Source organism: Erwinia sp. AnSW2-5 (genome assembly GCF_045107195.1).
GTDB lineage: Bacteria > Pseudomonadota > Gammaproteobacteria > Enterobacterales > Enterobacteriaceae > Erwinia.
The window spans coordinates 68,513-93,867 of the sequence record NZ_JBJGXA010000012.1; the positions used below are offsets into that span (position 1 = coordinate 68,513).

General features: G+C 51.8%; 25 protein-coding genes, 2 pseudogenes and 1 riboswitch. Of the genes and pseudogenes, 13 read left to right on the plus strand and 14 right to left on the minus strand.

What is annotated here, in order from left to right; genetic code table 11:
- Positions 1 to 60: 60 nt before the first annotated feature.
- A pseudogene (locus ACFL9S_RS11490) lies at positions 61 to 514 on the minus strand (GNAT family N-acetyltransferase).
- 220 nt (positions 515 to 734) lie between these two features.
- On the opposite strand from ACFL9S_RS11490, the gene ACFL9S_RS11495 reads away from it, so the two are divergent.
- The 6 genes from ACFL9S_RS11495 (at position 735) to ACFL9S_RS11520 (ending at position 4,817) form a co-directional block, all read left to right on the plus strand.
- A complete protein-coding gene (locus tag ACFL9S_RS11495) occupies positions 735 to 1,046 on the plus strand; it encodes a hypothetical protein (RefSeq protein ID WP_405262029.1) in 312 nt (103 codons plus the stop codon).
- A gap of 222 nt (positions 1,047 to 1,268) precedes the next feature.
- Positions 1,269 to 1,586 (plus strand): ArsR/SmtB family transcription factor, encoded by a 318-nt coding sequence (locus ACFL9S_RS11500; RefSeq protein ID WP_405262031.1) that lies wholly within the window; start codon positions 1,269 to 1,271, stop codon positions 1,584 to 1,586.
- Positions 1,583 to 2,110 (plus strand): rhodanese family protein, encoded by a 528-nt coding sequence (locus tag ACFL9S_RS11505; RefSeq protein ID WP_405262032.1) that lies wholly within the window; start codon positions 1,583 to 1,585, stop codon positions 2,108 to 2,110. Before ACFL9S_RS11500 ends, ACFL9S_RS11505 begins: the two co-directional genes overlap by 4 nt.
- Before the next feature lie 182 nt (positions 2,111 to 2,292).
- Entirely contained in the window at positions 2,293 to 2,766 is a 474-nt protein-coding gene (locus tag ACFL9S_RS11510) for an NUDIX hydrolase (RefSeq protein WP_405262033.1), read from the plus strand.
- 159 nt (positions 2,767 to 2,925) lie between these two features.
- Complete coding sequence (locus tag ACFL9S_RS11515; protein WP_405262034.1) at positions 2,926 to 3,255, plus strand: NIPSNAP family protein; 330 nt, start codon at positions 2,926 to 2,928, stop codon at positions 3,253 to 3,255.
- A gap of 392 nt (positions 3,256 to 3,647) precedes the next feature.
- On the plus strand, positions 3,648 to 4,817 hold the full coding sequence (locus ACFL9S_RS11520) for a DUF6602 domain-containing protein (protein WP_405262035.1): 1,170 nt from the start codon (positions 3,648 to 3,650) through the stop codon (positions 4,815 to 4,817).
- 185 nt (positions 4,818 to 5,002) lie between these two features.
- Here ACFL9S_RS11520 and ACFL9S_RS11525 read toward each other — a convergent pair whose 3' ends face one another.
- From ACFL9S_RS11525 to ACFL9S_RS11535, 3 genes are all read right to left on the minus strand, one after another.
- A complete protein-coding gene (locus ACFL9S_RS11525) occupies positions 5,003 to 5,407 on the minus strand; it encodes a cell envelope integrity TolA C-terminal domain-containing protein (protein WP_405262037.1) in 405 nt (134 codons plus the stop codon).
- 26 nt (positions 5,408 to 5,433) lie between these two features.
- Entirely contained in the window at positions 5,434 to 5,835 is a 402-nt protein-coding gene (locus tag ACFL9S_RS11530) for a VOC family protein (protein WP_405262038.1), read from the minus strand.
- Positions 5,836 to 5,960: 125 nt separating this feature from the next.
- Positions 5,961 to 6,224 (minus strand): DUF2798 domain-containing protein, encoded by a 264-nt coding sequence (locus tag ACFL9S_RS11535; RefSeq protein ID WP_405262040.1) that lies wholly within the window; start codon positions 6,222 to 6,224, stop codon positions 5,961 to 5,963.
- Between the two features lie 127 nt (positions 6,225 to 6,351).
- On the opposite strand from ACFL9S_RS11535, the gene ACFL9S_RS11540 reads away from it, so the two are divergent.
- Positions 6,352 to 7,254, plus strand: coding sequence for a LysR family transcriptional regulator (locus tag ACFL9S_RS11540; protein ID WP_405262041.1), 903 nt, complete (start codon positions 6,352 to 6,354; stop codon positions 7,252 to 7,254).
- 72 nt (positions 7,255 to 7,326) lie between these two features.
- Here ACFL9S_RS11540 and ACFL9S_RS11545 read toward each other — a convergent pair.
- The 7 genes and pseudogenes from ACFL9S_RS11545 to ACFL9S_RS11575 form a co-directional block, all read right to left on the minus strand.
- Positions 7,327 to 7,500 (minus strand): annotated as a pseudogene (locus ACFL9S_RS11545) (DNA-binding protein); the annotation flags it as partial.
- An 81-nt stretch (positions 7,501 to 7,581) separates the two neighbouring features.
- Entirely contained in the window at positions 7,582 to 8,703 is a 1,122-nt protein-coding gene (locus ACFL9S_RS11550; protein ID WP_405262042.1) for an ABC transporter substrate-binding protein, read from the minus strand.
- 117 nt (positions 8,704 to 8,820) lie between these two features.
- Positions 8,821 to 10,035, minus strand: coding sequence for an FAD-dependent oxidoreductase (locus ACFL9S_RS11555; protein ID WP_405262043.1), 1,215 nt, complete (start codon positions 10,033 to 10,035; stop codon positions 8,821 to 8,823).
- A gap of 292 nt (positions 10,036 to 10,327) precedes the next feature.
- The gene (locus tag ACFL9S_RS11560) at positions 10,328 to 11,263 is read right to left on the minus strand and encodes an ABC transporter substrate-binding protein (protein WP_405262045.1); all 936 of its coding nucleotides are present in this window, start codon (positions 11,261 to 11,263) and stop codon (positions 10,328 to 10,330) included.
- A gap of 35 nt (positions 11,264 to 11,298) precedes the next feature.
- A complete protein-coding gene (locus ACFL9S_RS11565) occupies positions 11,299 to 12,048 on the minus strand; it encodes an ABC transporter permease (protein WP_405262047.1) in 750 nt (249 codons plus the stop codon).
- Positions 12,045 to 12,773, minus strand: coding sequence for an ABC transporter ATP-binding protein (locus ACFL9S_RS11570; RefSeq protein ID WP_405262049.1), 729 nt, complete (start codon positions 12,771 to 12,773; stop codon positions 12,045 to 12,047). Before ACFL9S_RS11570 ends, ACFL9S_RS11565 begins: the two co-directional genes overlap by 4 nt.
- A complete protein-coding gene (locus ACFL9S_RS11575) occupies positions 12,770 to 13,459 on the minus strand; it encodes a TenA family protein (protein WP_405262094.1) in 690 nt (229 codons plus the stop codon). Before ACFL9S_RS11575 ends, ACFL9S_RS11570 begins: the two co-directional genes overlap by 4 nt.
- A 66-nt stretch (positions 13,460 to 13,525) precedes the next feature.
- Positions 13,526 to 13,628, minus strand: a riboswitch (TPP riboswitch).
- A 202-nt stretch (positions 13,629 to 13,830) separates the two neighbouring features.
- Between ACFL9S_RS11575 and ACFL9S_RS11580 the strand changes: the two genes are divergently transcribed.
- Positions 13,831 to 14,856 carry an LLM class flavin-dependent oxidoreductase gene (locus ACFL9S_RS11580; protein WP_405262050.1) on the plus strand — a complete coding sequence of 342 codons (1,026 nt, stop codon included), beginning with the start codon at positions 13,831 to 13,833 and terminating at the stop codon, positions 14,854 to 14,856.
- A gap of 70 nt (positions 14,857 to 14,926) precedes the next feature.
- Here the strand turns inward: ACFL9S_RS11580 and ACFL9S_RS11585 are convergent, their stop codons facing one another.
- Positions 14,927 to 16,723: a methyl-accepting chemotaxis protein gene (locus ACFL9S_RS11585; protein ID WP_405262051.1), complete on the minus strand. Its 1,797-nt coding sequence runs from the start codon at positions 16,721 to 16,723 to the stop codon at positions 14,927 to 14,929.
- A gap of 678 nt (positions 16,724 to 17,401) precedes the next feature.
- On the minus strand, positions 17,402 to 18,355 hold the full coding sequence (locus tag ACFL9S_RS11590; RefSeq protein ID WP_405262053.1) for a LacI family DNA-binding transcriptional regulator: 954 nt from the start codon (positions 18,353 to 18,355) through the stop codon (positions 17,402 to 17,404).
- Positions 18,356 to 18,647: 292 nt separating this feature from the next.
- On the opposite strand from ACFL9S_RS11590, the gene ACFL9S_RS11595 reads away from it, so the two are divergent.
- From ACFL9S_RS11595 to ACFL9S_RS11615, 5 genes are all read left to right on the plus strand, one after another.
- A complete protein-coding gene (locus ACFL9S_RS11595; RefSeq protein ID WP_405262054.1) occupies positions 18,648 to 18,962 on the plus strand; it encodes a PTS sugar transporter subunit IIB in 315 nt (104 codons plus the stop codon).
- Positions 18,963 to 18,973: 11 nt separating this feature from the next.
- Positions 18,974 to 20,302, plus strand: coding sequence for a PTS sugar transporter subunit IIC (locus ACFL9S_RS11600; RefSeq protein ID WP_405262055.1), 1,329 nt, complete (start codon positions 18,974 to 18,976; stop codon positions 20,300 to 20,302).
- A 20-nt stretch (positions 20,303 to 20,322) separates the two neighbouring features.
- Entirely contained in the window at positions 20,323 to 21,726 is a 1,404-nt protein-coding gene (locus ACFL9S_RS11605; protein ID WP_405262056.1) for a glycoside hydrolase family 1 protein, read from the plus strand.
- Positions 21,719 to 22,021 carry a PTS lactose/cellobiose transporter subunit IIA gene (locus ACFL9S_RS11610; RefSeq protein WP_405262057.1) on the plus strand — a complete coding sequence of 101 codons (303 nt, stop codon included), beginning with the start codon at positions 21,719 to 21,721 and terminating at the stop codon, positions 22,019 to 22,021. Before ACFL9S_RS11605 ends, ACFL9S_RS11610 begins: the two co-directional genes overlap by 8 nt.
- A gap of 212 nt (positions 22,022 to 22,233) precedes the next feature.
- Positions 22,234 to 23,661, plus strand: coding sequence for a carbohydrate porin (locus ACFL9S_RS11615; protein ID WP_405262058.1), 1,428 nt, complete (start codon positions 22,234 to 22,236; stop codon positions 23,659 to 23,661).
- Between the two features lie 327 nt (positions 23,662 to 23,988).
- Here ACFL9S_RS11615 and ACFL9S_RS11620 read toward each other — a convergent pair whose 3' ends face one another.
- Complete coding sequence (locus tag ACFL9S_RS11620; RefSeq protein WP_405262059.1) at positions 23,989 to 25,116, minus strand: ABC transporter ATP-binding protein; 1,128 nt, start codon at positions 25,114 to 25,116, stop codon at positions 23,989 to 23,991.
- Between the last annotated feature and the right edge of the window lie 239 nt (positions 25,117 to 25,355).

Here is a 25,355-nt window from a genome sequence, read left to right on the forward strand (position 1 = left end):
CATCTACGGACGTTGTTCATACAGTGGATTATGCACTCGCTTTTTTGCAGAAAACACGTGTTAAGCACGATAGATATCAGGCCGGGTTATCGCCCATGCATAATTCGGTTTATTGACAGGCTCATAGCCGAACTTTTCATACAGCCAGGGCGCAGTGGTGGTGAACAGCATGATCCTGCGGAGCCGGACAAAAACCGGGTGATTGTGGATGCATTGCATCAGCCATTTTGCCAGTCCCTGCCCCTGATGTTCTTCCAGCACGTAGACGTCACAGAGGTAGGCAAAGGTGGCGTAATCCGTGATAAGCCGGGCAAACCCGACCTGTGCCCCGTGATGATAAAGGCCAAAGTTAAGGCTGTGATGGATCGCGGCCATCACGGTTTCCTTATCGATTCCGGCAGCCCATGTTGATCGGGTCAGATACTGGTGTATTGCCACGGTGTCTAACTTTTCACGGTCGGTGCTGAATCAGGTAAGCGTTGCTGTGCCACTCATGTATCGCGTTTTCGCCCATTTTTTGCCTGTTTATCCTGTGACAGTTTGCGTGATTTCAACCTTATCATGGGGCGGAAGGGCTGGGGGAAAATTCAGGAAGTGGGGGGAGGAGTTGTAAGTGAAGCTGGCTGATACCAATAATAAGTGTTTGAGTTACAAGACATGTTATTTGGAAAATACGCCATAAAGTGACTTCCGATGCTATGGTTATATTCTTACCACTAAAAGGGGAAACACGAATGATTGTAAGGACCTGGCACGGTTGTGTTCCACTAAAACATGCTGAAGCTTTTGCGAAACACCTTGAGAAAACAGGTGTAGAACATTCAAAGAGCATATCTGGGAACAGAGGCGCTTTTGTGCGCAGAGAGACCCAGGGTGGCTGGGAGCATTTTTTTCTGGCTACTTACTGGCAAGATCTGCAATCGGTTAAGACATTTGCCGGAGAAAGCTATCAAGTCGCAGTGACTTACCCAGATGACGAAGAATTTGAACTACTTTCCGATCCCTACGTTTTCCAGCATGTCGTGGAAAACGTTGCGCCGCTTTAGCTTCGTTTCCCGGGTAGCCTGTTGGTTACCTGGGTTTTGCATAATATCCATACTTGTTCAACGCGCTAAGGTCTGCTCCTGGCACTGAGCGGGAAGCTGAAAAGCGGTAAGGTCTGCTATGAGCGAAAAGCAGACATTCTGCCGCCCTTAGAGTTTTTTTGATTGCGTGTGAGTATCATTTAATTTAGAGTTTTCTAAATTTAGGAAATGCTAAATAACAAAATGAAAGAGACTCATCTGTTCCAGTTACAGGAAAGTGCCTCGTTGGCAACAACGCTGCTTAAGTCGATGAGCAACAGCAATCGACTGTTGATCCTCTGTATTCTCATTGATAAACCCGGCACATCGTCAGGTGATTTGGGGCAATTGACCGGCTTAACGCCTTCAGCAACCTCTCAGCACCTGTCAAAAATGAAAGAAGACGGTTTGATTGAGTCTGAAAGGGTGGCGCAAAAAGTGAACTATTTCATCAAAAACGACTCGGTGAAAAAAGTTATTTCCACGTTAAAAGACATTTACTGTCCGGAGGATTTCAAATGACGCCAGAATCAGTATCACCGCAAGAAGCCAAAAGACTTATTGATCAAGGGGCTGTGCTCATTGATATTCGAGACCTCACTGAATACCAGCGTGAGCATATACCGAACGCACGCTCACTCCCTCTTAGCGATATTACGGCAGGTAAAACGGTGGAGGGTACAGATAGACAACCCGTTATTTTTCATTGTTTGTCAGGGGGCCGCACGGCTCAGAATGCCAATGCGCTATTGAAAGCAGCAAGCCCTGTGCCGACTTTACTGATGGCTGGGGGCATAAACGCATGGAAGAGCGCCAACCTCCCGACTATTAAAGACAAAAAACGGCCGTTGCCTATCATGAGGCAGGTTCAGATTGTTGCGGGCACACTGATTCTTATCGGCGTTGTAATGGGATACACCACAGATAGCCGGTTTTTTTTGCTTTCAGGCTTTGTAGGTGCAGGATTACTCTTTGCAGGAGTAAGCGGTTTATGTGGGATTGCGAATTTATTGTTAAAAATGCCATGGAACAGGCCTGATAAATAAATGTTAATTGAAATCTATTTGATAAGTTTAGGGAAGAGCTGCTATGTCCGCTCCGAGCGAAAAGCGGACGTTGAGTGTGATTAAAGCTGTAAGAAAAAGCAGACCTATAGGCCGATTCAGGCTCCAATTTATATTTAGATAAATATCGAGAATTAGTATTTTAGCTTTTTTAAGGTGGATACGTGCGGATTCGACCATTATCTCGATTGATCATTTTTTCGCCTGAAAATCACGTCCTGCTCTTTAGGTTCTGTCATAAAGATGGTGCTCTGAGAGGAAAAACATACTGGGCAAATCCGGGCGGAGGGCTTGAAAAAAATGAATCGTTCGAGCAGGCCGCTATACGCGAATTATTTGAAGAAACGGGTTTGACGAGAACATTAACAGGACCACAAATAGCGTCCCGGACCTTCACAATGATGCTACCAAGTGGGGAGACGGTACTTGCTGAAGAGTGTTTCTTTATGATTAATGCAAATACAGTAGATTTCGACCGCTCAGGATGGAGTAGCAATGAAAAGGAAGTCATTCGCGATCATCATTGGTGGACAATAGAAGAAATGATACACACTGATGAGACAATTTTTCCACGCGATTTAATCATTAACATACTTGAAAGCAAGTCAGCCGCATCTTCGATGTTAACTGAATCATGATATCCTTAACGTTCGATTCTGGCACTCAGAAGCCGCTCAGGCCCAGCATGGTGAGGAAAGAACTAATATCAATCAGGGCGCTAAGCCAGTTCTGGTAAGCCTCATGCTTCCACGGTGTAATAATTCGCTATGATGATAAAAATGAACAGGATATAGAAGATGAAAACAGTCGAATTTTTGATGTACACCCTAAAACCAGGTACCGGGAAAGACTTCCACAGGATAATGACGGAGGAAAGTGCTCCACTTCACCGTTTAGCAGGCATGGATATTATTTCTTTTGGTATATCAGCCCATGACGACGATGCTTACTATTTGATCAGAGCTTATGACAACCTCTCTCAGGTGAAATTCTCTCAGGAATCTTTTTATAACAGCGAAGAGTGGCGTCTTGGACCCCGGCAGGCCATTATCGATAGAATCAGCGTCAGTGTTAAATCCGTGCTCATGCTTAGCAACAATGCAATCGAGAGTTTAAGATCCAGCTGATTGTTAAGCGTGGGCGGACTGCCCATCACAGCAAAATCTTTAAGTTGAACTGTTGATGTATTCCTGAGCCGTTCATCTGGTGATATGAGGTGTCTTAACGGCAGCTTAGAGCGGGGAGTAGACAATTACTTCTCACATAGAAAATAATGTTGGAACCAATTTTCTGATTATGAGATATACTACTATACAATAGCTAATATTTATTTTTTCGTGTGCGGTGATATGTTTTAAACGACCTTATTCATTGTTTTATATTGAGCGTGGTAGTTATAAGATATTTATTTTTAATGTAAAAAATCAAATTTACATATGCTCGAAAAAATTAAAGCTAGTGATAGGCTATGTTAAAATAAGCATTACTTAATTCTTGATAATTATCATTAGAGGTCAGCGTGGATATACGTAAAATATTTGAAGCTATAAGTGTGGAGTTATCGGCAAAATTCCAAAAAACCATGCAAATAAAACATAATGGTGGGAAAGGAGATAATAGAGAAAATGCTTTCGTAGACTTTCTTAAAGAATATCTGCCAAATAAATATGGCATAGGTCGGGGTGAGGTTATTTCACCTGAAAATGAAATTAGCGGTGAATTGGATATTGTCATCTTCGACAAAGATCATTGCCCTCTTTTTTTAAAATCCGACTCTCACTCTTTATATCCAAGAGAAAGCGTATTTGGCGCTATTAGCATGAAATCACACCTTGATAGTGCGGAATTAAAGGATGCGTACAATAACATTGCTAGTTTAAAAAAAATAATTTCTACGCAAGGTTTTACTAACTCACTCACACCAGGGATGAGTACGGGATTAAACCCTGTAGTCCCTGTAACTGCAATATTTTCTTATGCAACAAATAGAAGTCTTGAGGCGATTGCCAAACAAGTTAATGACTTAGATAAAAAAATGTCTAATATTAACTTAAGACCAGATTTTGTTGTTGTTCTTGGGCTGGGAATTATCGGTCCTAATGGGCGGATAAGGAATAATTTTAATACTTATAATCTACCATCAGACCCTGACAAACTATCATTGTCAAGAGCAACTGGTAGACATACACTTCTTCGGTTTTATATGCAATTTCTTGATGAGTTGAATTCGATAACCCAGCCAAAACTCGATCTTCATTCATATTTCGATATGCCTTCGATAGTAGGTGAATATAAGGTAAAAAAACATGATAAGTTAATTGTCAAATTTAATGGTGAGGAGGAGGCTTCTGTTAAGCGCCTTACACTTTCAGCCATTAATAAAATCGTTAAAAACTCAAAAATAGTTACACTTGAACAGCACTTTATAAACCATATTGGTGTTTTACCCTCAGGGGCGGGAAAAATATATGATCTATCCAGTTATATATATGAATATAACCCTAAAAACAAACCGCCATTACAAATTCAGAGGGATGACAATGGACATCCTATTGGTGATGTAAATACCTTTCAGCCACTTCATATTGAGATAGACGGAAATAAATATGCCATTGATGGTAATAGTATTACTGATGATGACTTTGAGGAAAACCCTGATTTCACAGTTAACGAACTAATGTCACATTAATACTTAGCAAGCGCAACTAGTTGAAATTATTAATCACAAATGCCGAAATCTCAATGTTTCGGCGTTACCAAGGTCTGCTTTTGGCACAAAGCAGCCTTTGTAAGTCGATCAGACAACTAAGTGCAAAACACGAACTCTGTCATACAGCGCACACTGTATAAGCACAAACCCCCCGCACTCACCGCTCAGGGCTGCCCGTGCATATCCCAGCGTGATGAACCCATGATGTCGTAGACATGCTGATCTTTAAATGGCGGGAATTTAGCACGTTTGGCCGCTTCTGCTAAAGCATGACAATAACCTTCATCACCCCCCTTAATGATGAAATTCTGTAAAGTACCATCGATATTGAAATCGAGGTGCGCATTGCATCGTTTACCCTCCCAGGCATGTGGCTCGGTTAAGGCTGTATCCAGGGCTTTTTTGATCGATGAGGCCTGCTCACCAAATATGTCTTTATCTGATACCTTACCGGAACGATTGTAGGTACAAGATTCAAGGGCGCTATTCTTCTTACAGTCTTTCGGTATCAACGGAGCACAGCCTGCAACTGCTGTCGTAAGTACCAGCATCATCAATATTTTCGTCATTTCTAAATCCGTTTAAGCCATTTTATTTAGTCTTGCGTATTCTGGTAGAGATCCCAGCGGTTGCCGTAGAGATCTTCAAACACCACCACCGTCCCATACTCTTCTTCACGCGGTTCCTGGCAGAAATGCACGCCTTTTGCCTTCATAGCGTTATAGTCGCGCCAGAAATCATCGGTTTGCAGGAACAGGAAAACCCTGCCGCCACACTGGTTACCGATAAAGCCTTCCTGACGTTCATTGGAGGCGCGGGCCAGCAGAATATTGCAGTCGCTTTCAGGGTTCGGTGTCACCACCACCCAGCGCTTTCCTGGCTGTGGCGTATCTTCAACGAGGGTAAAGCCCAGTTTATCCGTGTAATACTCAATCGCACGGTCGTAGTCGTCGACCGCCACCGCCACATAACCTATGCATCGCTTTTGCGTTCTCATTTTCTGCTCCATCAGGTTTTAGGCATCGCGGCCCGGTACGCTTTTTTATCACAGAAATCCCTTATTGCCAGAGCACTCCTTACTCTGGCCGTTGTTGGAAAGACGAAATGGGGATAATAAAAGACTCAGTGACCGTGAACCGTTAATCCAACCAGGCGGATAACAATCGGACGTACAACCAGTATGCAAACAAAGGCCGCAGGCAGGGTAACCTTGTAGGCATTCATCACATTTGTCATGTAATCTGGCCCCATGCCAAATTCCGCCAGAGTGATAACCAGGCTCATCAGAAACGCCATAATGGTCGCCATATAAAGCGCGAAGATGTAGGGAGACGCTCGCTTTGGCAGGCGATTACGTGCGGTAGTCTTTACGATAGTATCAGTCATCAGGTTATCCTTTTATTAGCAGGTGGCGAAACGGGCACTAACCTAACAAGCGAATCAGGACTGCGGTAGAGCGGTTATGCTTTAATCATTATTAAATAAAAGTGACGAATCGAGCATTGGGGACAATATGGATCTGTTGGGGTTGATTGGGAATTTTATCCGCGTGGTGGAGAACGGCAGCATCGCCGCGGCGGCACGCGCTAAAGGGATGAGTCCCGCAGCGGTGAGCCAGAGCCTTTCCCGGCTGGAGGCGCATCTGGGCGTGCGTCTGCTCTCGCGCACCACGCGGAGCATGACCTTAACCGAAAGCGGTAAACGTTATTTCGAGAAAGTCCGTCATATTCCACAGGATATCGACCTTGCCTCGCAGGCTGCTGCGATTGAAACCCGGCCGCAGGGGCCACTTTGCATCGCGACCACGGCCGCCTTTGGCCGCTACGTTATCGCGCCACTGATGCCCGCGTTCAAAGCATCGTTCCCCGATATTGATATCGAACTGATCAGTACCGATCGCAACGTCGACCATCGACTGGAAGGCGTCGACGTCAGTATTCGCATTGAGGCACAGCTGAACGATCAGCTAATTGCCAAAAAAATCGCCTCGCTACCTTTTATAGTCTGCGCATCCCCCACTTATCTTGAGCGTGCGGGCACGCCCCGAACGCCTGAAGAACTAAGCCAGCACGCCTGCCTGGTGTTCCGCTATCCCACCGATGGGCGTTTTCTCCCCTGGGCGTTTATCGTCGATGGACAATCGGTTAACGCGAAGCTTAATCCCGAATTTATCAGTGATGATATTGATATCATTGCGAAAATAGCAGAAAACGGCGGCGGCATTGCCCGTCTGGCAAGCTTTATTGCCCAGCCGTTGATAGAGACAGGACGACTCACACCTTTGTTCAGCTCAGACCACGGTGATGAGAACACCATAGCGTCTTCACCGATGAATATTTATGCCTGCGTCAACGAACGTTCGGCACTGAATGCGAAGGTGAGGGCATTTATAGCGTTTCTGGAAGATGCGATGTAAGGGGATGGATGAATTCAACAGGTCGATGTAACGCTAGCCTGAAATAAGCAGCTGAGCACCCTGGTTTCAGATTTAACCTGCGTGACCCGCCGCGTTGGCAAACAGACGCACGTCTGCCGCACGGGTGATCGCTGTGAGTGTTTTGATGGTCGGGTTCCCTTTTTCGGAAAGCGTGCGGTAAAGCTGCTCACGGGACAGCCCGGACTTTGCCGCAATTTTACCGATGCCATCTCGGGCGTTGACCACGTAAATAATTGTTTTTATTGAAATAAAAACAAAAAAAATCGCGCCAAAATTCAGCGCGATTGGGTGTTCAGAGCAGGCAGTTTACTGCGGGTGATATTCGATATTGATCGGCTCATCCGGCAGCTTAGTAAAGGTGCGGATAATGTGGTGATAGTCAGCGGTCGGATCAACATGGCTGAACTGCTGCGGGTAGAAGTCCTTCGCCAGCATCTCAATGCCGATGATGTTGTACGGATGGTTATAGAAGTGGTGATACACCGCCGCGACTTTGCCTGCTTTCACCGCCGGGATATCCTTCACCCCGGTACGATCACGCAGATGATCGAAGCTGGCTTTAATCTCGCTCACGTCGGTGTTGTAACCCAGCGGAATAACCGGGCTGCTTTTACCGCCGCGTTTTGAACCACTCATTACGTAGTAATCCGGGTTCAGGCTGATGACTTTTTCCACCTCGATGGTGCCGCTGGTGCCGGGCAGCAGATCGGAACCGATATTTTTAGCGCCGGTGGCTTCAACCAGCGCGCCCCAGCCGTTATGGCCGTGGGTAAAGCAGCACTCACCGCCGCCGCCGATCCCGGCAATCGGCTCAACAAACACGGTCGGTTTGGGGGAGACGTTTTTGACCGTGGCCTGAATGGCATTCAGCTTTTGGGTATAAAAATCGGTATAGGCGTGGGCGTTGTCTTCTTTATTCAACACTTTGCCCAGCAGGGTGACGCTGGCTGCGGTGTTCTGTACCGGGTGTAGCTCATCATCAACAAACAGCACCGGAATATTCAGGGCGCTCAGCTGAGTCAGGACGCCGGTCTGCTTCAGCGCGGGTTTGGCGCGCAGCTGGGCAATCATCAGATCCGGTTTTTTGGCGATCACCGTTTCAAGGTTAACCTCACCCTGGTCAGAAAAGCCCATATCGAGAATTTTTTCCGCTTCAGGCCAGCGTTTTTTCAGCAGGTCCCAGCTACCGGTATCCTGCTTTTTCATCAGGTTGTTCCAGGAGACGACGCGCTGAAAAGGGTTGTCGCGGTCAAGCAAGGCCAGACTGAGGATTTCACGTCCGTCCTGGAGGATCACCCGCTGTGGTTCATGGTTGATCACCACTTTTTGCCCGTCCATATCGGTCACGGTCAGCGGGTAAGTGGTGGCGAATGCCAGTGAAGGCAATGTCGCCAACAGCAGAGCGGGTAAGGTTTTCAGCGTTGTCATGGTACAAATATCCCGGTCAGTTAAGAAATGATAATTGTTATCATTATTGTTAGCCGTATAGTAAACGCAGGTTAAACGGTATGTAGACCGCGAACCAGAAAATCGTGACGGGATTTGTCAGGATGGGGTTTTAAAGCGGCGTGGTTTCTCACGACGGAATCCCAGCCCGATGATCCAACCGAAGACGTAAGGCAGGAAGGGGAAGCGTTTAATGATGCGCGGCAGCGGGCTGGATTCGCCCTCTTTGCGCTTTTTTCCGCTCATTTTGATCTGGATAAATTGCGTGGCGCAGGTCGGGAAATGGCGGCGTTTCTGCACTTTTTGCAGCAGACGCAGGCTGACGTTCCCGCGCAGTAACGCGGGCGTCAGGATATTGGCGCTGGCAACCGCATCCTGAATGGCGAGGTTCACACCGACGCCGCCAATAGGTGACATCGCGTGGGCGGCATCCCCGATGCACAGCACGCCGGGCTTCATCCACGCATCCAGCCTGTCGATGCGGATATCAAGCAGCCGGACCTGCTGCCAGTCTGTCATCTCTGCCAGCCTTGCGGCCGGAAAGGGTGCCACGGCGGCAACCTGCTGTTTAAACGCCTCGAGTCCTGCCGCCTTTATCGGCCCGAACTCACCTTTGGTAATGGAGTAGCCGCACTGCCAGAAAGTGCCGCGATCGAGCATGATAAAGTTCTGCTTCGGCCCTTTGTGGCCCATATTCCATTCGGGATCGTCATCGCGTTTATCCAGCGGGAACCACAGCACATCGCGTGGGGTACCAAATGAGCGCCCGGTCAGCCCGGCCTGCTGCCGCACCTGCGAGTGGCGTCCGTCGCAGCCGATCACCAGCTGGGCATGGATTTCTAAGGTGTCGTTACCGCGGGTGGCACGCACGCCGCACACGCTGCCGTTGTCATACAGTAATTCGCTGAACGCGGTGGACTGGCGCAGGGTAAAGGCGGGCAGGGCAGAGGCTTTCGCCGCCAGGAAATTGAGGAAGTCCCACTGTGGCATAAACGCTATAAAGCGGCATTTCACCGGCAGGCGGGAAAAATCGGCCAGCGTGACCTCTTCACCCCCCACTTCTGCCTGTAAACGCGGTGCTCGCTGATGAGGGAGGCTGAGCAACTCATCCAGCAGACCAAGATGATGCATGATTTGCAGCGTGGAAGGATGAATGGTGTCACCCCGGAAGTCGCGCAGAAAATCGCCGTGCTTTTCAATCACGGTCACCTGCACGCCTGCACGGGCCAGCAGATAACCCAGCATCAGTCCGGCCGGGCCGCCACCTACGATGCAGCAGTCAGTGGTGATGCGTTCAGGGGACGTTGCGTTCATATTGACTCCGGGTGGGTGATAGCGGATTTCATGATAATGGTTATCATTATCTCTGGCGAGGGGTGATTTGGGGGAGTTCGGTGAGGTTTGGTGCAACTGGCCGATCGAAAAAGATGATCGGCTGTGCTGGCTGACCGAAACAGAAGGTCAGCCACTACGGATCGCTGTCTGTGTAGGGTTCGACCTTTTTTTTCGGTCGAACCGTGCTGATGGTGCGCACGACTGATCCACGTGCGCGTAGGGGGCGATCATCTTTTCCGATCGACCCGTGTTGTACGACGAAGGGCTGCTGCTAGTGCAGTTCTACCGCATACTGCGCAACCGGCGTGATCTTCTTAATCAGCTTATTCTTCAACAAAAACTGCTCATAAGCGTCGTAACGCTTCACATCCAGCGCCGCCGGATCGTTGGCGAACAACGGCAGGGTTTTCTGCCACGCCACATGGTTCAGCTCGGTATTCAGCTCCGGGTGCGCTTTGGCGAACGCCTGCCAGCTCTCTTCCGGGTGGGCCTGCAAATAGTCATTGCCTTTCTTCAGCGCGGCGAGGAATTTCTTCACTTTCGGCTCATTGACGCTGTCGCGGTTCGCCACAATCACCAGCTCGTCGTAGGCCGGAACGCCATAATCCTCAACGTTGAACACCACCGGATCTTTGCCCTGCAGCTTCAGCTCCTGCGCTTCAATATTGCGGTAACCGCCAATCACCGCATCCACCTGCCCGGCCAGCAGGGCGCTGGTCAGCTGGAAGTTCACGTTGACCAGCTTAATCTCTTTCAGGCTGCCGTTCTGCTGCTTCAGCATGGTGGCCAGCGTGGCCTGTTCAATGCCGCTGACGGAATATCCCACCGTCTTGCCTTTCAGCTTTATCGGGGAGGTGATGCTTTTATCGAGCGTTATCACCGTATTCAGCGGGGTATTGATCAGCGTGCCCACGCGCACCAGCGGCAGGCCTTCATCGGCGAAAAAGTGCAGCTGCGGCTGATAGGTAATGGCGAGATCCGCCTGCTTCGCTGCCACGAGGCGCGGCGGCAGGGAGGGATCGGACGGGGGCACAATCTTCACGTCCAGTCCTTCCGCTTTAAAAGCCCCAATCTGCTCCGCGACCATAATCGGTGCGTGGTCCGGGTTGATATACCAGTCGAGCACCAGCGTCAGTGGCTCGTTGGCGATGGCGCTGGTGGAGCAGGCGCCGCTGAACAGCAGCGCGGCCCAGGTTTTCTTCATCATGCTGTATTCCTTCTTATTTTTTACGTGATTAAGCATTATTCGGGTGCCCAGTTGATCAGGCGATGGAGCAGGGCGTCGACCGCCACCCAGAGTAAGACGGTCATCAGCACCAGGATAAACAACGCGGCAAAACACTGATCGGTTTGCATACGCGCATTGGCATTCAGCATCACGTAACCCAGCCCTTCGGCCGATCCCACCCATTCGCCGATAATCGCGCCAATCGGTGCCACGGCAGCCGCCATACGCAGGCCGGAGCCAAAAGCGGGCAGCGCCGCCATCAAGCGGATATGGCGCAGCTGCGCCCAGCGTGAAGCGCCCATCGTGCGGGCAAGGTCCAGATAGTCCTGATTCACCCGCCGCAGCCCGTCAAAGAAGGCGGAGGTGACCGGGAAGAAAATCACCAATACGGCCATTGCCACTTTGGCGCTGATGCCAAAGCCAAACCACAGCACCAGCAGCGGCGCGAGGGCAAACACCGGAATGGCCTGGCTGGTCAGCACCAGCGGCATCAGCCAGCGTTGCAGGCGGGGGGAGAAGATCATCGCGATGGCCAGCAGCGACCCCAGCAATACGCCCAGCACCAGCCCGATTAACACTTCCGAGGCGGTAATCAGGCTGTGATATGCGAGGAAGTCGCGGCCATCCCACAGCGCGCGGGCGACGGCGGCAGGTGACGGCAGCAGAAAAGCGGGAATATTGCTCAGGGTCGCCAGCCACCACAGCAGCAGCAGCCCGAGAAAAATGATTACGCCGCGCAGGCTGGTGGCTATTTTTCCGTTCATCCTGCGGCCCTCAGCAGCTGCTGCAACAGGTCGGCCTGGCTTTTCAGCAGGTCGGCATCGTCCGGGGCGCGGGGCGGCTGGCCACCAATCGTATGACTGTCATCGATCCCGGCAGGATAACCCGACAGCACCAGCAGGTGATGACTCAGACGGCAGGCTTCCATCGGGTCATGGGTGATCAGCAACACGGTGTGATCGGCCAGCAGTTCGGCGGCCAGCGTCTGTATTTTTGCCCGCGTCAGCGTATCCAGCGCGGAGAACGGCTCATCCATCAGGACAATGGGGCGTCTTTCATACAGCGTGCGGGCAATGGCTGCACGCTGGCGCATACCGCCGGAGAGCGCCGCAGGGCGATCGTTGCCGTGCCCGTGCAGCCCGACGCGTTCCAGCAGATAATCGGCCCAGGCGGCATCCACCTTCTCCCCGCGCAGACGCGCCCCCAGCGTGATGTTGTCGCTGATCGACAGCCACGGATAGAGCAGGTCTTTCTGCCCCATATAGGCGATGCGCCCAGGCAGTGGCAGACCATCGCTGCCGCAGACGCTGCCGGACGTTGGTGCTGCCAGCCCGGCGATAATCTTCAGCAGGCTGGTCTTGCCGCTGCCGCTGGTCCCCAGCAGGGCAACAAAGCGCCCGGCCGGGATATCAAAACTGAGGCGGTCGAAAATCTGGCGCGGGCCGAAGCACAGCGTCAGATCGCGCACCTCAATGCCGGGAGGGTTCATGCGCTTTGTACCGCATTCAGCCCCATCTGCCAGAACGCCGACTCCAGGCGCGTGGCAGTGGTGAAGATCGCCGACAGTTCGCTGAAGCGGCTTTCGGCACCGCGCTGCTGACCGACGGTTTCCAGTAAACTGAGGGCAGCGCGAACGCCGTTCAGATAATCAGGATCGCCGTAGTTGCGGATCCACGACGCGTAAGGGCTGCCTTCCAGCACCGTGTCAGGGGCATTGAGCAGGCGCAGGCCAATCTCCGCGTAACCCGCCACGCACGGCAGCAGCGCCACCAGCAGATCCAGCGCATCGCCCGAGTGACCGATATCCAGCACGTAACGGGTGTAATTCATGGTCTCCGCCGCCTCCGGCTCCTGCATCATCTGCGCTTCGCTCAGCCCCCAGTTTTCGCAGTAACCGACATGCAGCGGCAGCTCTGCCACGATGGCATTCAGCGAGGCGGTCGCGGCACGCATTTCCGGCAGCGTGCGCAGCTTGCTTACCAACAGCGCATAAGCGCGGGCAAAGTGGATCAGGAACAGATAGTCCTGCGTCAGATAACGACGAAAGGCGTTTTCGGGCAATGTGCCGCGTGAGAGTTGTTGAATAAACGGGTGCGCAACATAGTCCTGCCAGTCGTTCCCCGCCTGCTGGCGTAAACGGCCGTACAGACCCTGGCTGAAATCAACTGACTGAATGGTTTTAGACACTGAATCCCCTCACTTAAGTGGAGATCCGGGCACGCGGAGGTGTGAACAGGGCAGAAGTCACTGCCAACCCGTCCCTTCGCTGGCATGACCCAGATCAGGTTCAAAGGGTTCGGTTTTCACCATCTCAGCCCGTTACAGGACACCCCTCGGAGGGCTCTTTTATACGGGATTTCATTTTTCATTACAATCCACCCGCCATACTTCGAGCCGCAGATGCGTTGGCTGCACCCGCTCACCCCAGTCACATAGTCATCTATGCTCCTGGGGACTTGCGGACTTGCCGCCTTCCTGCACCTCGAATTATTTTGGGTATATACTGCTAATCAATCGTCATTTGTTTCACCCCACAGGAAAACCCCATGAAAAGTATTGGATTTCTCTCTTTCGGCCACTGGACGCCGTCGCCGCAGTCCGGTACCCGTTCGGCTGCCGATGCGCTGTTGCAGTCGATTGATCTGGCGGTTGCCGCTGAAGAACTCGGCGCAGACGGTGCCTATTTCCGCGTGCACCACTTTGCCCGCCAGTTAAGCTCACCGTTCCCGCTGCTGGCCGCCGTCGGGGCAAAAACCAGCCGTATTGAGATCGGCACCGGGGTGATCGATATGCGCTACGAGAACCCGATGTATATGGCGGAAGATGCCGGTTCTGCGGATCTGATCTCCGGTGGGCGTTTACAGCTGGGGATCAGCCGGGGTTCCCCTGAGCAGGTGATCGACGGCTGGCGCTATTTTGGCTACCAGCCAGCGGAAGGTGAGAACGAGTCTGATATGGCGCGCCGCCACACCGAAGTGCTGCTGGATATGCTGCGTGGCGAAGGGTTTGCCAAACCGAACCCGCAGCCGATGTTCCCGAACCCGCCGGGCATGCTGCGCGTGGAGCCGTTCTCTGAAGGGCTGCGCGACCGCATCTGGTGGGGAGCGGGTTCCAATGCCACCGCCGTCTGGGCAGCGAAGCTGGGTATGAACCTGCAAAGTTCAACCCTGAAAGATGATGAAACCGGTGAACCCTTCCATATCCAGCAGGCGGCTCAGATCCGCGCCTACCGCGAAGCCTGGAAAGCCGCCGGGCATACGCGCACCCCGCGCGTTTCGGTGAGCCGCAGTATTTTTGCGCTGGTGAATGATATGGACCGTGCTTACTTTGGCAACAGCGGCAAAGAAGGGGACAAAGTGGGTTACCTCGATGAGAAAACCCGCGCCATCTTTGGCCGCAGCTATGCCGCCGAGCCGGACCAGCTGATCAAGCAACTGGCGCAGGATGAAGCGATTGCTGAAGCCGACACGCTAGTGTTAACCGTGCCGAACCAGTTGGGCGTGGATTACTGTGCGCACACTATTGAGGCGATCCTCAAGCATGTAGCACCGGGCCTGGGCTGGCGCGAATAGTCGGGCAATGAAATGAAAAGGCTCACCCATTATCCGGGTGAGCCTTGTTTATGCTCTCTGCCAGTCAGCGTTAAAACGCTATCCACTCTTCCTCAGCGGCTTTAGTTTTTTTGGCCGGAGTGAGGAGGTGCCTTTCACTTTCCGTTTCGACAACGACCTGCCCATTATGCACCGCGCTGGCGTTGATCTTAAAGATGGCAACCATTTCACTCAGCTTCTGCGCCTGCCGCTCAAGAGAAAGGGCTGCGGCGGAGGATTCCTGAACCAGAGAGGTGTTCTTTTGGGTGGTTGAGTCCATCTCTGTTATCGCGACGCTGATCTGTTCTATGCCCTGACGTTGTTCGTTCGAGGCGGTAGAAATCTCATCCATAATCTGGCTGACATGACTGACGGAAGTGACGATATCTTCCATGCTTTCACCCGCTTTGCTGACCAAATCAGTGCCAATGCTGATACGCGTGACGGACTCGTTGATCAGTGATGCTATCTGTTTTGCCGCATCCGCACTGCGCTGCGCCAGCGTTCTGACTTCACCGGCCACCACGGCAAAACCTCGTCCCTGCTCACCGGCTCTGGCGGCTTCGACGGCGGCATTCAACGCCAGGATATTGGTCTGGAAAGCAATGCCGTTAATCACACTGATAATTTCAGTAATTTCCTGTGAGCTGGCGGCAATACCATTCATGGTGCTGATAACCTCACTGACGATCTGCCCTCCTTTACTGGCATGATTGCTGGCGCTGGCAGCAATTTTGCTGGCCTGCAAAGTATTCTCTGCGTTGAGATGCACCGTTGAGGTTAGTTCTTCCATGCTGGCGGCGGTTTCTACTACGGCAGCGGACTGTTGCTCCGTTCTGGAGGCTAAATCCGTATTACCTGCCGCAATCTGTGAGGAAGCACTGGCTAAGTGGCTGACACTTTCACGTATGCCAGAGATCATATCGCATAACTGTGTGTTCATCACCTCCATGGTTTCCGTCAGCTCACCCAGCTCATCTTTTGAGGTCGGGGTAATATGGGCGGTCAGATCGCCACTGGAGATACGCTGAGCCAGCGCAAGGTTTTCACTCACCGGGCGCGTAATCTTGCGTGTAATCGTCCAGGCCGTCACCAGGCCGATAATGACGGCCAGCAAGGAAAGGACACTAATCAGCATTATCGTGCTGGCAATCAGCTGATTGTTATACTCATCCTGCATCTCTATCAATCTGGTGGTGGCCTTTTTCAGGCTATCCCCCCCCGCGCTTATGAGGTCAGCTGATAACTGGGTTTCCCTGGCGGCAGATAAATACTTTTCTGCACTAACGTGAAAATCCTCATAGCGATTCCAGGCAGGTATTAACAACGCTTTTGCGGCCTCCGGCAACTGAGCCATGCTGGCTTTATAGAGTGAATAAGATTCACCGTATATCGCATCAAAGTCTGACGCATTTTCGGGGGTATAGCGTGTCATCAGCATGCTGCCAGCCCGACTGAGGCGCAAAAATGACGAGAGTAAATCAACCATCTGTTTCTGCGACTCATCAGGAATCGTATTCAGCAGGTCATGATGCAGTTCGGTCAGGAAATGCTTATCATTGCTCTGGTGCAGATTTTTAGCCAGTTGAAGGCTGTAGCGGTTTTTATTGTAATAATCCGTTCTTAACTGGTCATAGCGTTGAAGGCTCACGACCAGCTGTTCGAATCCTTCCTGGGTTTTTCCATGCCAGGTAAATTTGCTGGCATCATTGATCAACGCATGCATTGACTGTATTGCGTCGTCATTTTTCTGCAATATTTTATCATCACCGGTATGCATATAAATCAGCCTGCTTTGCCTGGCGGTATCCAGAAAATTCCCAATATTACTGGTTAGTGTGGTTTTCACTGAGTTTCGTTCTATTGTTTTTAACTCATAGATGCTGAAACCTGATATGAAAATAATGATAAGAATTAACAGTGTAAATCCTGAAAAAAGCTTCTTACCTATAGGTAAGTCATTGAATTTGAAATTAATCATATTAAGTCCGTTTTTTAAATAATAATGATATTCAAGGAAATCGTTGCTATTTTTGGCAATGATTTTGCTTCAGGATGTATATCGGCAAGGCGAGGGTTTTCATTAATTAAGAGTAAATAAGGTGAGCGGTTCGGTACTCTGTTGTTTTTCATGTTGTTTTCTATTTCTTTGCAAAAAATAACCTGAAAAATGACTGTTGCATTGGGGTAAATAACGCATTTTTTGTTCTTTTTGGGTGCTTATAATGCATTTGTCACTTATGTTAATGAGGCTGAATATAATTTAATATTCAATCTTATTTATGTCTTTTTTTATTTTTCTTGTCTTAATGTGTTGTTTTTTGCTTGTGCAGGACGCGGGTTTTCTCCGGAATTCCTCGCAATATAAACAGGTCAATGGCAGGGTTAACCCAGGCCCAGCACAGGGTGGGAGACAATAACAAAACCTTGCATGACATGACGAAAGAGTCGGAAGGCGATGGTGAATGATCAATAACAGATGCCCGCAGGGGCATCTGTTTCCTGCCTTTTTAGCGGATAGCGCCACTCACCGTTTCCGCCCGTCCGGAATAATCAAATCCCCGCGCAGCACGCAGGCACCGAGCATGTCGCGGGTTTTCTCCGTCAGCCAGCTGACAATCCGTGCCGCCATCGCGTCCATAGAGTATTCAATGGAGGGAATGGAGGGAATGCCCGGCAGATCCAGCGAACCGGCGAGGCTGAAGATCATAATGTCGCCCGGTACGGTTTTATTAAATGCCTGCAACTGGCCGATCACCCGCTGTGCTTCCTGCTCGTCAGCGACCAGCAGGGCGTTGAAATTCACCGTGGTGGCGTTATTCAGCAGCACCTGCACCGCCACGGATGAGGTGGTGGAATCCATAAACACCAGATTGCGGTTAAACGGCAAAAAGTTGTTTTCCAGCGCCAGCTTATAGCCCAGCAGCACCTGGTCGGTGTGACCGCTCGCTTCCGGGTGGATCAGAGCGATCTGGCGTCTTCCCTGGCTGATCAGATAATTACAGGCGGTTTCGGCAGCAAACGCATGATCAAACTGGATGCTGTTTGGCGTGTCGGCATCAACGCAGTCAATCAGGATCACGTTGTCATCCGTAATATTCAGCGGGAAGCGTGCGCCGATAATCAACACATCATCGCAGAGACCGCAGGAGAGTTCGTCCAGCGCATTCATCACGCCCGTTTTGCTGTTGGCAAAACGCAACAGCAGATGCTTCTGATGCTGGCTGAGGTGTTTTTCCAGGGCATAAAGATAACCGGTGGTCTGGTTGATATTTTCCTGAGCGCAAATCACGCCAATGCATCCCGTCGACTGCGACAGTAATGACTGCGCGATCACATTCGGCCGGTAGCTGAGTTCTTCCGCTGCTTTCAGCACCGCGAGGCGGCTGGCTTCTTTCACTCCGCGCGATCCACTCAACACCCGTGAGACTGTGGCTTTGGACACCCCAGCTAAACGCGATACATCGTTGATTGTTGACATTTCTCTCCCCTGATACCGCTTAACGCACCACAAAAAATCACCAATAATGGCGCAGAAAATCGCCATCGCCAGTATAGCGGCTTTGCATTTTCATGGAAACCGATTTTCCATATCACCTCAAAAGTATCCATATCGGCCTGATTTTTGTGACGCTAATCCAGGAAAAAACCCTTTAACCCGTGCGTTTATGATGAGTATCACATTTTTGTTTTCCTTAAATGGAAAACGGTTTCCGTATGGTGTCCAATCGTTTCCGTGTTCACGTTTCATTACATTTTGAGGACGACAGTCGATGGTCAAGATTATGCTGTGCTGCTCTGCCGGGATGTCGACCAGCATGCTGGTCAGGAAAATGGTCGAAGCAGCCAATGAAAGAGGGATCGCCGTCGAGATTGAGGCGTATGGTGTGGCTGAATTCGATACACAATTTCCCCGTTACCAGGTGGTGCTGTTGGGACCACAGGTTAAATATATGCTCAAGTCATTATCAGAAAAGGCTGCCACTCAGGGCATTCCCGTTCAGGCCATTGATCCGATGGACTACGGAATGCAGCGCGGTGACAAGGTGCTGGACTACGCGATTTCGCTTATTAACGCGGTACACTAAAAGGTGCTCTTATGAGTTCGCTCTATCAGTCAATGATTGCCGTTATCGAGCAATCCATCACCCCGCTGGCGGGGCGTCTGGGCCAGCAAAAATATGTTATCGCCATCCGCGATGGGTTTACCGCCGCGCTGCCGTTTATGATCATCGGCTCGTTTATGCTGGTGTTTATCTTCCCGCCGTTCTCGGCGGACAGTACCAACAGTTTTGCCCGTGGCTGGCTGGATTTTTCCCTGACCTACCGCGAGCAGCTGATGCTGCCGTTTAACCTCAGTATGGGAGTGATGACCTTCTTCATCTCTGTCGGGATTGGTGCCAGCCTCGGGCGGCAGTTTAATCTTGACCCGGTGATGTCCGGTCTGCTGGCGTTTATGGCATTTCTGCTGGTGGCGGCGCCTTATTCAGATGGCCATATCTCCACGCAGTATCTCTCCGGGCAGGGCATTTTCACCGCATTGATCACCGCGATCTACTCGACGCGGGTGTATGCCTGGCTGAAGCAGAACAATATTACCATCCGTCTGCCGAAAGAGGTCCCGACCGGGGTGGCGCGCTCCTTTGAAATCCTCATCCCGGTGGTGGTGGTGATGGGCACGCTGCATCCGCTGAATCTGTTTATTGAAGCGCAAACCGGCATGATCATGCCGCAGGCGATTATGCATTTGCTGGAGCCGCTGGTGTCGGCATCGGATTCATTGCCTGCGATCTTACTGTCGGTGCTGCTGTGCCAGATTTTCTGGTTCGCCGGGATCCACGGCGCCCTGATTGTCACCGGCATTATGAACCCCTTCTGGATGGCAAACCTGTCGGCCAACCAGGCCGCGCTGGCCGCCGGATCGGCGTTACCGCATATCTATTTACAGGGTTTCTGGGATCACTATCTGCTGATCGGCGGCGTGGGTTCAACCCTGCCTCTGGCTTTCCTGCTGTTGCGCAGCCGCGTGGCGCATCTGCGTACCATCGGCAAAATGGGCGTGGTGCCAAGCTTCTTCAATATTAATGAACCGATCCTGTTTGGCGCACCGATCATCATGAACCCGATGCTGTTCCTGCCGTTTATCTGCGTGCCGATGATCAATGCCTGCCTGGCGTATGGTGCCACCAAACTGGGCTGGCTGGCGCAGGTTGTCTCGCTGACTCCGTGGACCACACCCGCGCCAATCGGGGCATCCTGGGCGGCTAACTGGGCCTTCAGTCCGGTGGTGATGTGTTTGATTTGTATGGTGATGTCGGCCCTGATGTACCTGCCGTTCCTGCGTGCCTATGAGCGCTCGTTAATGAAAACCGAAGAGCAGAAAGCCCAGGCCACCGCACCGTTAAGCGGCACCGTCAGCAGCAACTGAACATCATGGAGAACACAACGATGAAATATCAATTTCCCAAAGACTTCTGGTGGGGCAGCGCCAGTTCTGCGCTGCAAACCGAAGGGGAAAGCCAGCCTGGCGCCCGTGGGGAAACCACCTGGGATGCCTGGTACCGTCAGCAGCCGACGCGCTTTCACCAGCAGGTGGGGCCGCAGGATACCTCGACCTTTTACCAGCACTGGCGTGACGATATTGCGCTGCTGAAGCAGCTCAACCACAACAGTTTCCGTACCTCATTGAGCTGGTCCCGCCTGATCCCGGACGGCACAGGCGAGGTTAACCCGGAAGCGGTGGCGTTCTATAACAACGTGATTGATGAGCTGCTGGCGCAGGGGATCCAGCCGTTTATCACGCTGTTCCATTTTGATATGCCGATGGCGATGCAGCAGCAGGGCGGCTGGGAAAGCCGTGATGTGGTGGCTGCCTTTAGCCGCTATGCCAACCTGTGCTTTGAGTTGTTCGGTGACCGCGTGCTGCACTGGTTCACCTTCAACGAGCCGATTGTCCCGGTGGAAGGCGGTTATCTTTACGATTTCCATTACCCGAACGTGGTGGATTTTAAACGCGCAGCCACCGCCGCGTACCACACGGTGCTGGCCCACGCTCAGGCGGTACGGGCGTTTCGTGCCGGGCAGTACAAAGGGGAAATCGGCATTGTGCTGAACCTGACGCCTTCCTATCCGCGCTCGCAGAATCCGGCGGATGTGAAAGCGGCGCACCATGCAGACCTGCTGTTTAACCGCAGCTTCCTTGACCCGGTGCTGCGCGGTGAGTATCCGGCCGATCTGATGGTGCTGCTGCAAAGCTACGATCAGCTCCCGGTTTGCCAGCCGGAGGACCGGGCGTTAATCGCTGACGGTAAGATCGACCTGCTGGGGATTAACTATTACCAGCCGCGTCGGGTGAAGTGCCGCGACAGCGCGGTGAATCTGCAATCGCCGTTTATGCCAGAGTGGTTATTTGATAATTACGAGATGCCTGGACGTAAAATGAATCCGTATCGCGGCTGGGAAATCTACGAGCCGGGTATTTACGACATTCTGACCAACTTACGTGTGAATTATGATAACCCGCGCTGCTTTATTTCCGAGAACGGCATGGGGGTGGAAAATGAACAACGCTTTGTTGAAGATGACCAGATTAATGACCAATACCGTATTGAATTTGTTTCAGAGCATCTGAAGTGGCTGCATAAAGGGATCAGTGAAGGAAGTCATTGCCTCGGTTATCACATGTGGACCTTTATTGATAACTGGTCGTGGTGCAACGGCTATAAAAATCGTTACGGCTTTGTACAGCTCGATTTAGACACGCAGCAGCGGACGGTGAAAAAAAGCGGAGAGTGGTTTGCCCGCACCGCCGCCAGCAATGGATTTAATCAACAAGGGGACAATAATGATTGAATTAGAAGAGGCGGTGATGGAGATCATTGTCAATGCCGGACAGTCACGCAGCCTGTGCTTTGAAGCCCTGCACGCGGCGCGTGGCGGGGATGTGGCTAAGGCAAAAGCCCTGTTGCAGGAGGCCGATGGCTTTTCGCGCCAGGCGCATCAGATGCAGACCAAACTGATCGAGCAGGATGCCGGGGAAGCCCGGCAGCCGATGACCTTAATTATGGTGCATGCGCAGGATCATCTGATGACCTCATTACTGGCCCGCGAATTATCCGAAGAAATTATCCACCTCTATCAGCGATAGAATATCAATATTAGCGAAGGAGTTAATTACCAGAATATATTAATCCATCTTTACCTCTGTCTATTATAAAGAATCGCTTGTTTTGGTGATGGGGTTGGTATTACGCAAACCATAACAAGACGGTTATTATCCAAAATAACATCGCTCACGCACACTTCTTTGCGCGGCATGGTGACGCGCCAAGAAGATGTGTGGGTAATATTGAGATAATTATGAAAATATTTAAAAAATTGCCAGTGACGCTGGCGGTCATGGCAGCCCTTTGTTCTGGATCAGTCGTCGCACAAGAATTTACTCAGGCCCAGCTCGATGCCATTGTGGCGAAAGCCGTGGATAAAGCGTTAGCTGAACGCCAGGTCAAGATCGACCACGCGGTGGATAAAGCCCTGGCGGAGCGACAGGCCAAAGCCGACAGCGCCGTGGCGAAAAAAGCGGATGTGATCACCGAACCACAAACCGCCGCGCAGTCGCCGGACAAAGCGATCCCGTTTGGCATACAGTTCACCGGTTACGCGCGTTACGGTGCGCAGTTCCAGGGGGGCGATCAGAAGTTTGTCGGCGTCGACGGTTCCTATAACGGCTCCTCGGCGATTGGCCGCCTGGGCAACGAAGGCAATGGCGGCGAGTTCCAGCTTTCCAAAGCCTTTAAAGGCGATAACGGTGCGATCTGGGACGTAAACGTGATGATCGATCACTGGGGCGATGAGGTGAACCTCAAAAAAGCCTATGCGGGCGTCACCAATCTGTTCGAGTCGAACCCCAATGCGTATCTGTGGGCCGGGCGTGATTTCCACCAGCGTCCACAGCAGGGCATTAACGATTACTTCTGGATGAACCATGACGGGCAGGGCGCCGGGGTGAAAAACTTCGATATCGGCGGCGTGAAGTTTGATGTCGCGACAGTGGCGGCAGTGGAATCTTGTAACCCGCAAGTGATGGACGAAGATGGCAACCCGTCACGCATCAGCTGTACCGGCGGGTCGGGCACCGGTGATAAAGGTAACTATGCGGTGACCTCCAAAATCCACGGCATGAAGGTTGGCCCGCTGGATCTGGAGCTGTACGCCAACTACGGCTTTGACTCCAAAGCGGTGGAAAGTAAAGAGCGTCAGAAAGCCTGGCAGGGCGGTGTCGTCCTGAGCCATACCGGCGAAAACGGCGTGAATAAAGTGATCACCCGCTACTCCAACAACGCTGATAACAGCGTGTTTAACAAAACCGATGAGCTGACGGCGATCTATGCCAGCTTTGAAGGGAACTACAAGTTCACTCAGCAGGCGCAGGTAGAATATCTGCTGGCCTTCCACGACTACGCGAATAAAGCCGATAACACCGACGACCGCCGCAACTACGGCGCCATCGTGCGCCCGATGTACTGGTGGAACGATGTGCACTCCACCTGGCTGGAAGCGGGTTACCAGCGCGTGGTTTACGACCAGGGTGGCGATAACCACGGCTGGAAGGTGACGCTGTCGCAGAACGTGTCGATTGATATGGGACCGGAGTTCCGTCCGATGCTGCGCTTCTACGTGACCGGTGGCGAAGTGGATAACAAGCGTACCGCACGGATCAACGGCAACGATGATAATACCCAGCTCGACTCCTTTAACGTCGGCGCCATGTGGGAAGCCTGGTTCTGATTGTCAGCGGATGAGGCCGGAACAAAGGGTCGGCCACTGATAAAGTAAGACCGGCATGACGAGCGGTCGACCAGTGATGCTGAATGCCGCCTCAACGTCAAAAGCCAGGTCAACACCCAACCCGAAAACAACTCAGGGCGCGTAGGGGCAGACCCTTTTTTCCGGTCTGCCCGTGATGTTGAGCAGGGTGCCGACCTGGAGTTACGGGGCGATCGGAAAAGATGATCGCCCCCTACACCCGATCGCAATGGCGTCGGGTTTTAAAACTCACAACGAGCAACGGTTTTGCGGGGAGGGGGCCAGACTGCCAGCCATTCATTTTTCCGGTCACCCCGCGATAGCCGCCTGGTCCTGCGGTAAGGGGATATCGGCGCTGATACGCAGCCCGTCGCCATCAAACACCATGCACTGGTGCGGATAGAACGCGGGACGCAGCATCTGATAAGGGCGGAAATGCACATCGCCCGGCAGCAGCATCTTAAAGCCGTCATAGCCATAAATTTGCCCGAACAGATAGGTATTGTTGCCCAGCCGTTCAACCACCTCACAATGAAAGTCCAGCTGTAACGGCGCATCGCTGTTGATACGCAGATGCTCCGGGCGAATACCCAGCGTCAGTTCCTCTCCAGGCTGCAACTGGCGGGCCGGTACAGGCAGCGTCAGCGTGTTCGCCCCCTCATTCACCGTGACGATCAGCCCCTGATCGCTACAGTGCTGCACGCATGCGGGCAAAAAATTCATCTTGGGCGAACCGATAAAACCGGCGACAAAGCGGTTCACCGGGTTGTAATAAAGTTCCATGGGCGACCCTACCTGCTCCAGCTTGCCGTAGTTCATCACCACGATTTTATCCGCCAGCGTCATCGCCTCAATCTGGTCGTGGGTGACATACACCATGGTGGTTTTCAGCTCCTGGTGCAGTTTGGCGATATGCAGACGCATATCGACGCGCAGCTCGGCGTCCAGGTTTGACAACGGCTCATCAAACATAAAGACCTGCGGATTACGCACGATGGCCCGTCCAATCGCCACGCGCTGGCGCTGGCCACCGGAAAGCTCTTTGGGTTTGCGTTCAAGCAGATGGGAGAGTTGCAGGGTTTTCGACACCATCTCCACCTGATGGCGGATCTTCTCTTTCGCCACCCCGTTCACTTTCAGTCCGTAACCCATATTTTCGGCCACCGTCATATGCGGATAAAGTGCATAGGACTGAAACACCATCGCCACACCGCGATGGGCGGGAGCCACGTCGTTCATCAGCTCATCACCAATCAGGATCTCGCCGTCGCTGACCTCTTCCAGCCCGGCAATCAACCGCAGAAGGGTAGACTTACCACAGCCAGAGGGACCGACGAAGACGGTGAACTCACCGTCTTCAATATCCAGATGAATATTATTGAGCGTTTCTGTTTTACCAAAACGCTTGGACACGTTTCTCAGTCTGATGCTGGACATGCGGAACCTCATCGAAAGGGGAATTTAAATCATAAATGTATTACGTATTACAATTTATGTTGTGACACGCTAACCCTTGTGGCGTCTGGCGTGACTATAAACCCCTGATGCAGAGCGCCCTAGAGTCGATTTTGATTTCTGTAATATTGATCACATATTAGCGACAACAGGGTAGAGGAGTTACGCTGTTCCGCGTAGCGTATGACATCGACGCGCTGTGACACTCTCCCTTCTGCAAG

Bases quoted from the DNA above. Each gene is read 5' to 3' on its own strand.
- ACFL9S_RS11535 (WP_405262040.1), bottom strand. From the start codon at position 6,224: ATGACTGATACTATCGTAAAGACTACCGCACGTAATCGCCTGCCAAAG.
- ACFL9S_RS11570 (WP_405262049.1), bottom strand. From the start codon at position 12,773: ATGAACCCTCCCGGCATTGAGGTGCGCGATCTGACGCTGTGCTTCGGC.
- ACFL9S_RS11505 (WP_405262032.1), top strand. From the start codon at position 1,583: ATGACGCCAGAATCAGTATCACCGCAAGAAGCCAAAAGACTTATTGAT.
- ACFL9S_RS11555 (WP_405262043.1), bottom strand. From the start codon at position 10,035: ATGAACGCAACGTCCCCTGAACGCATCACCACTGACTGCTGCATCGTA.
- ACFL9S_RS11615 (WP_405262058.1), top strand. From the start codon at position 22,234: ATGAAAATATTTAAAAAATTGCCAGTGACGCTGGCGGTCATGGCAGCC.
- ACFL9S_RS11610 (WP_405262057.1), top strand. From the start codon at position 21,719: ATGATTGAATTAGAAGAGGCGGTGATGGAGATCATTGTCAATGCCGGA.
- ACFL9S_RS11550 (WP_405262042.1), bottom strand. From the start codon at position 8,703: ATGACAACGCTGAAAACCTTACCCGCTCTGCTGTTGGCGACATTGCCT.
- ACFL9S_RS11600 (WP_405262055.1), top strand. From the start codon at position 18,974: ATGAGTTCGCTCTATCAGTCAATGATTGCCGTTATCGAGCAATCCATC.
- ACFL9S_RS11590 (WP_405262053.1), bottom strand. From the start codon at position 18,355: ATGTCAACAATCAACGATGTATCGCGTTTAGCTGGGGTGTCCAAAGCC.
- ACFL9S_RS11515 (WP_405262034.1), top strand. From the start codon at position 2,926: ATGAAAACAGTCGAATTTTTGATGTACACCCTAAAACCAGGTACCGGG.
- ACFL9S_RS11620 (WP_405262059.1), bottom strand. From the start codon at position 25,116: ATGTCCAGCATCAGACTGAGAAACGTGTCCAAGCGTTTTGGTAAAACA.
- ACFL9S_RS11595 (WP_405262054.1), top strand. From the start codon at position 18,648: ATGGTCAAGATTATGCTGTGCTGCTCTGCCGGGATGTCGACCAGCATG.
- ACFL9S_RS11565 (WP_405262047.1), bottom strand. From the start codon at position 12,048: ATGAACGGAAAAATAGCCACCAGCCTGCGCGGCGTAATCATTTTTCTC.
- ACFL9S_RS11605 (WP_405262056.1), top strand. From the start codon at position 20,323: ATGAAATATCAATTTCCCAAAGACTTCTGGTGGGGCAGCGCCAGTTCT.
- ACFL9S_RS11500 (WP_405262031.1), top strand. From the start codon at position 1,269: ATGAAAGAGACTCATCTGTTCCAGTTACAGGAAAGTGCCTCGTTGGCA.
- ACFL9S_RS11560 (WP_405262045.1), bottom strand. From the start codon at position 11,263: ATGATGAAGAAAACCTGGGCCGCGCTGCTGTTCAGCGGCGCCTGCTCC.
- ACFL9S_RS11580 (WP_405262050.1), top strand. From the start codon at position 13,831: ATGAAAAGTATTGGATTTCTCTCTTTCGGCCACTGGACGCCGTCGCCG.
- ACFL9S_RS11530 (WP_405262038.1), bottom strand. From the start codon at position 5,835: ATGAGAACGCAAAAGCGATGCATAGGTTATGTGGCGGTGGCGGTCGAC.
- ACFL9S_RS11525 (WP_405262037.1), bottom strand. From the start codon at position 5,407: ATGACGAAAATATTGATGATGCTGGTACTTACGACAGCAGTTGCAGGC.
- ACFL9S_RS11495 (WP_405262029.1), top strand. From the start codon at position 735: ATGATTGTAAGGACCTGGCACGGTTGTGTTCCACTAAAACATGCTGAA.
- ACFL9S_RS11540 (WP_405262041.1), top strand. From the start codon at position 6,352: ATGGATCTGTTGGGGTTGATTGGGAATTTTATCCGCGTGGTGGAGAAC.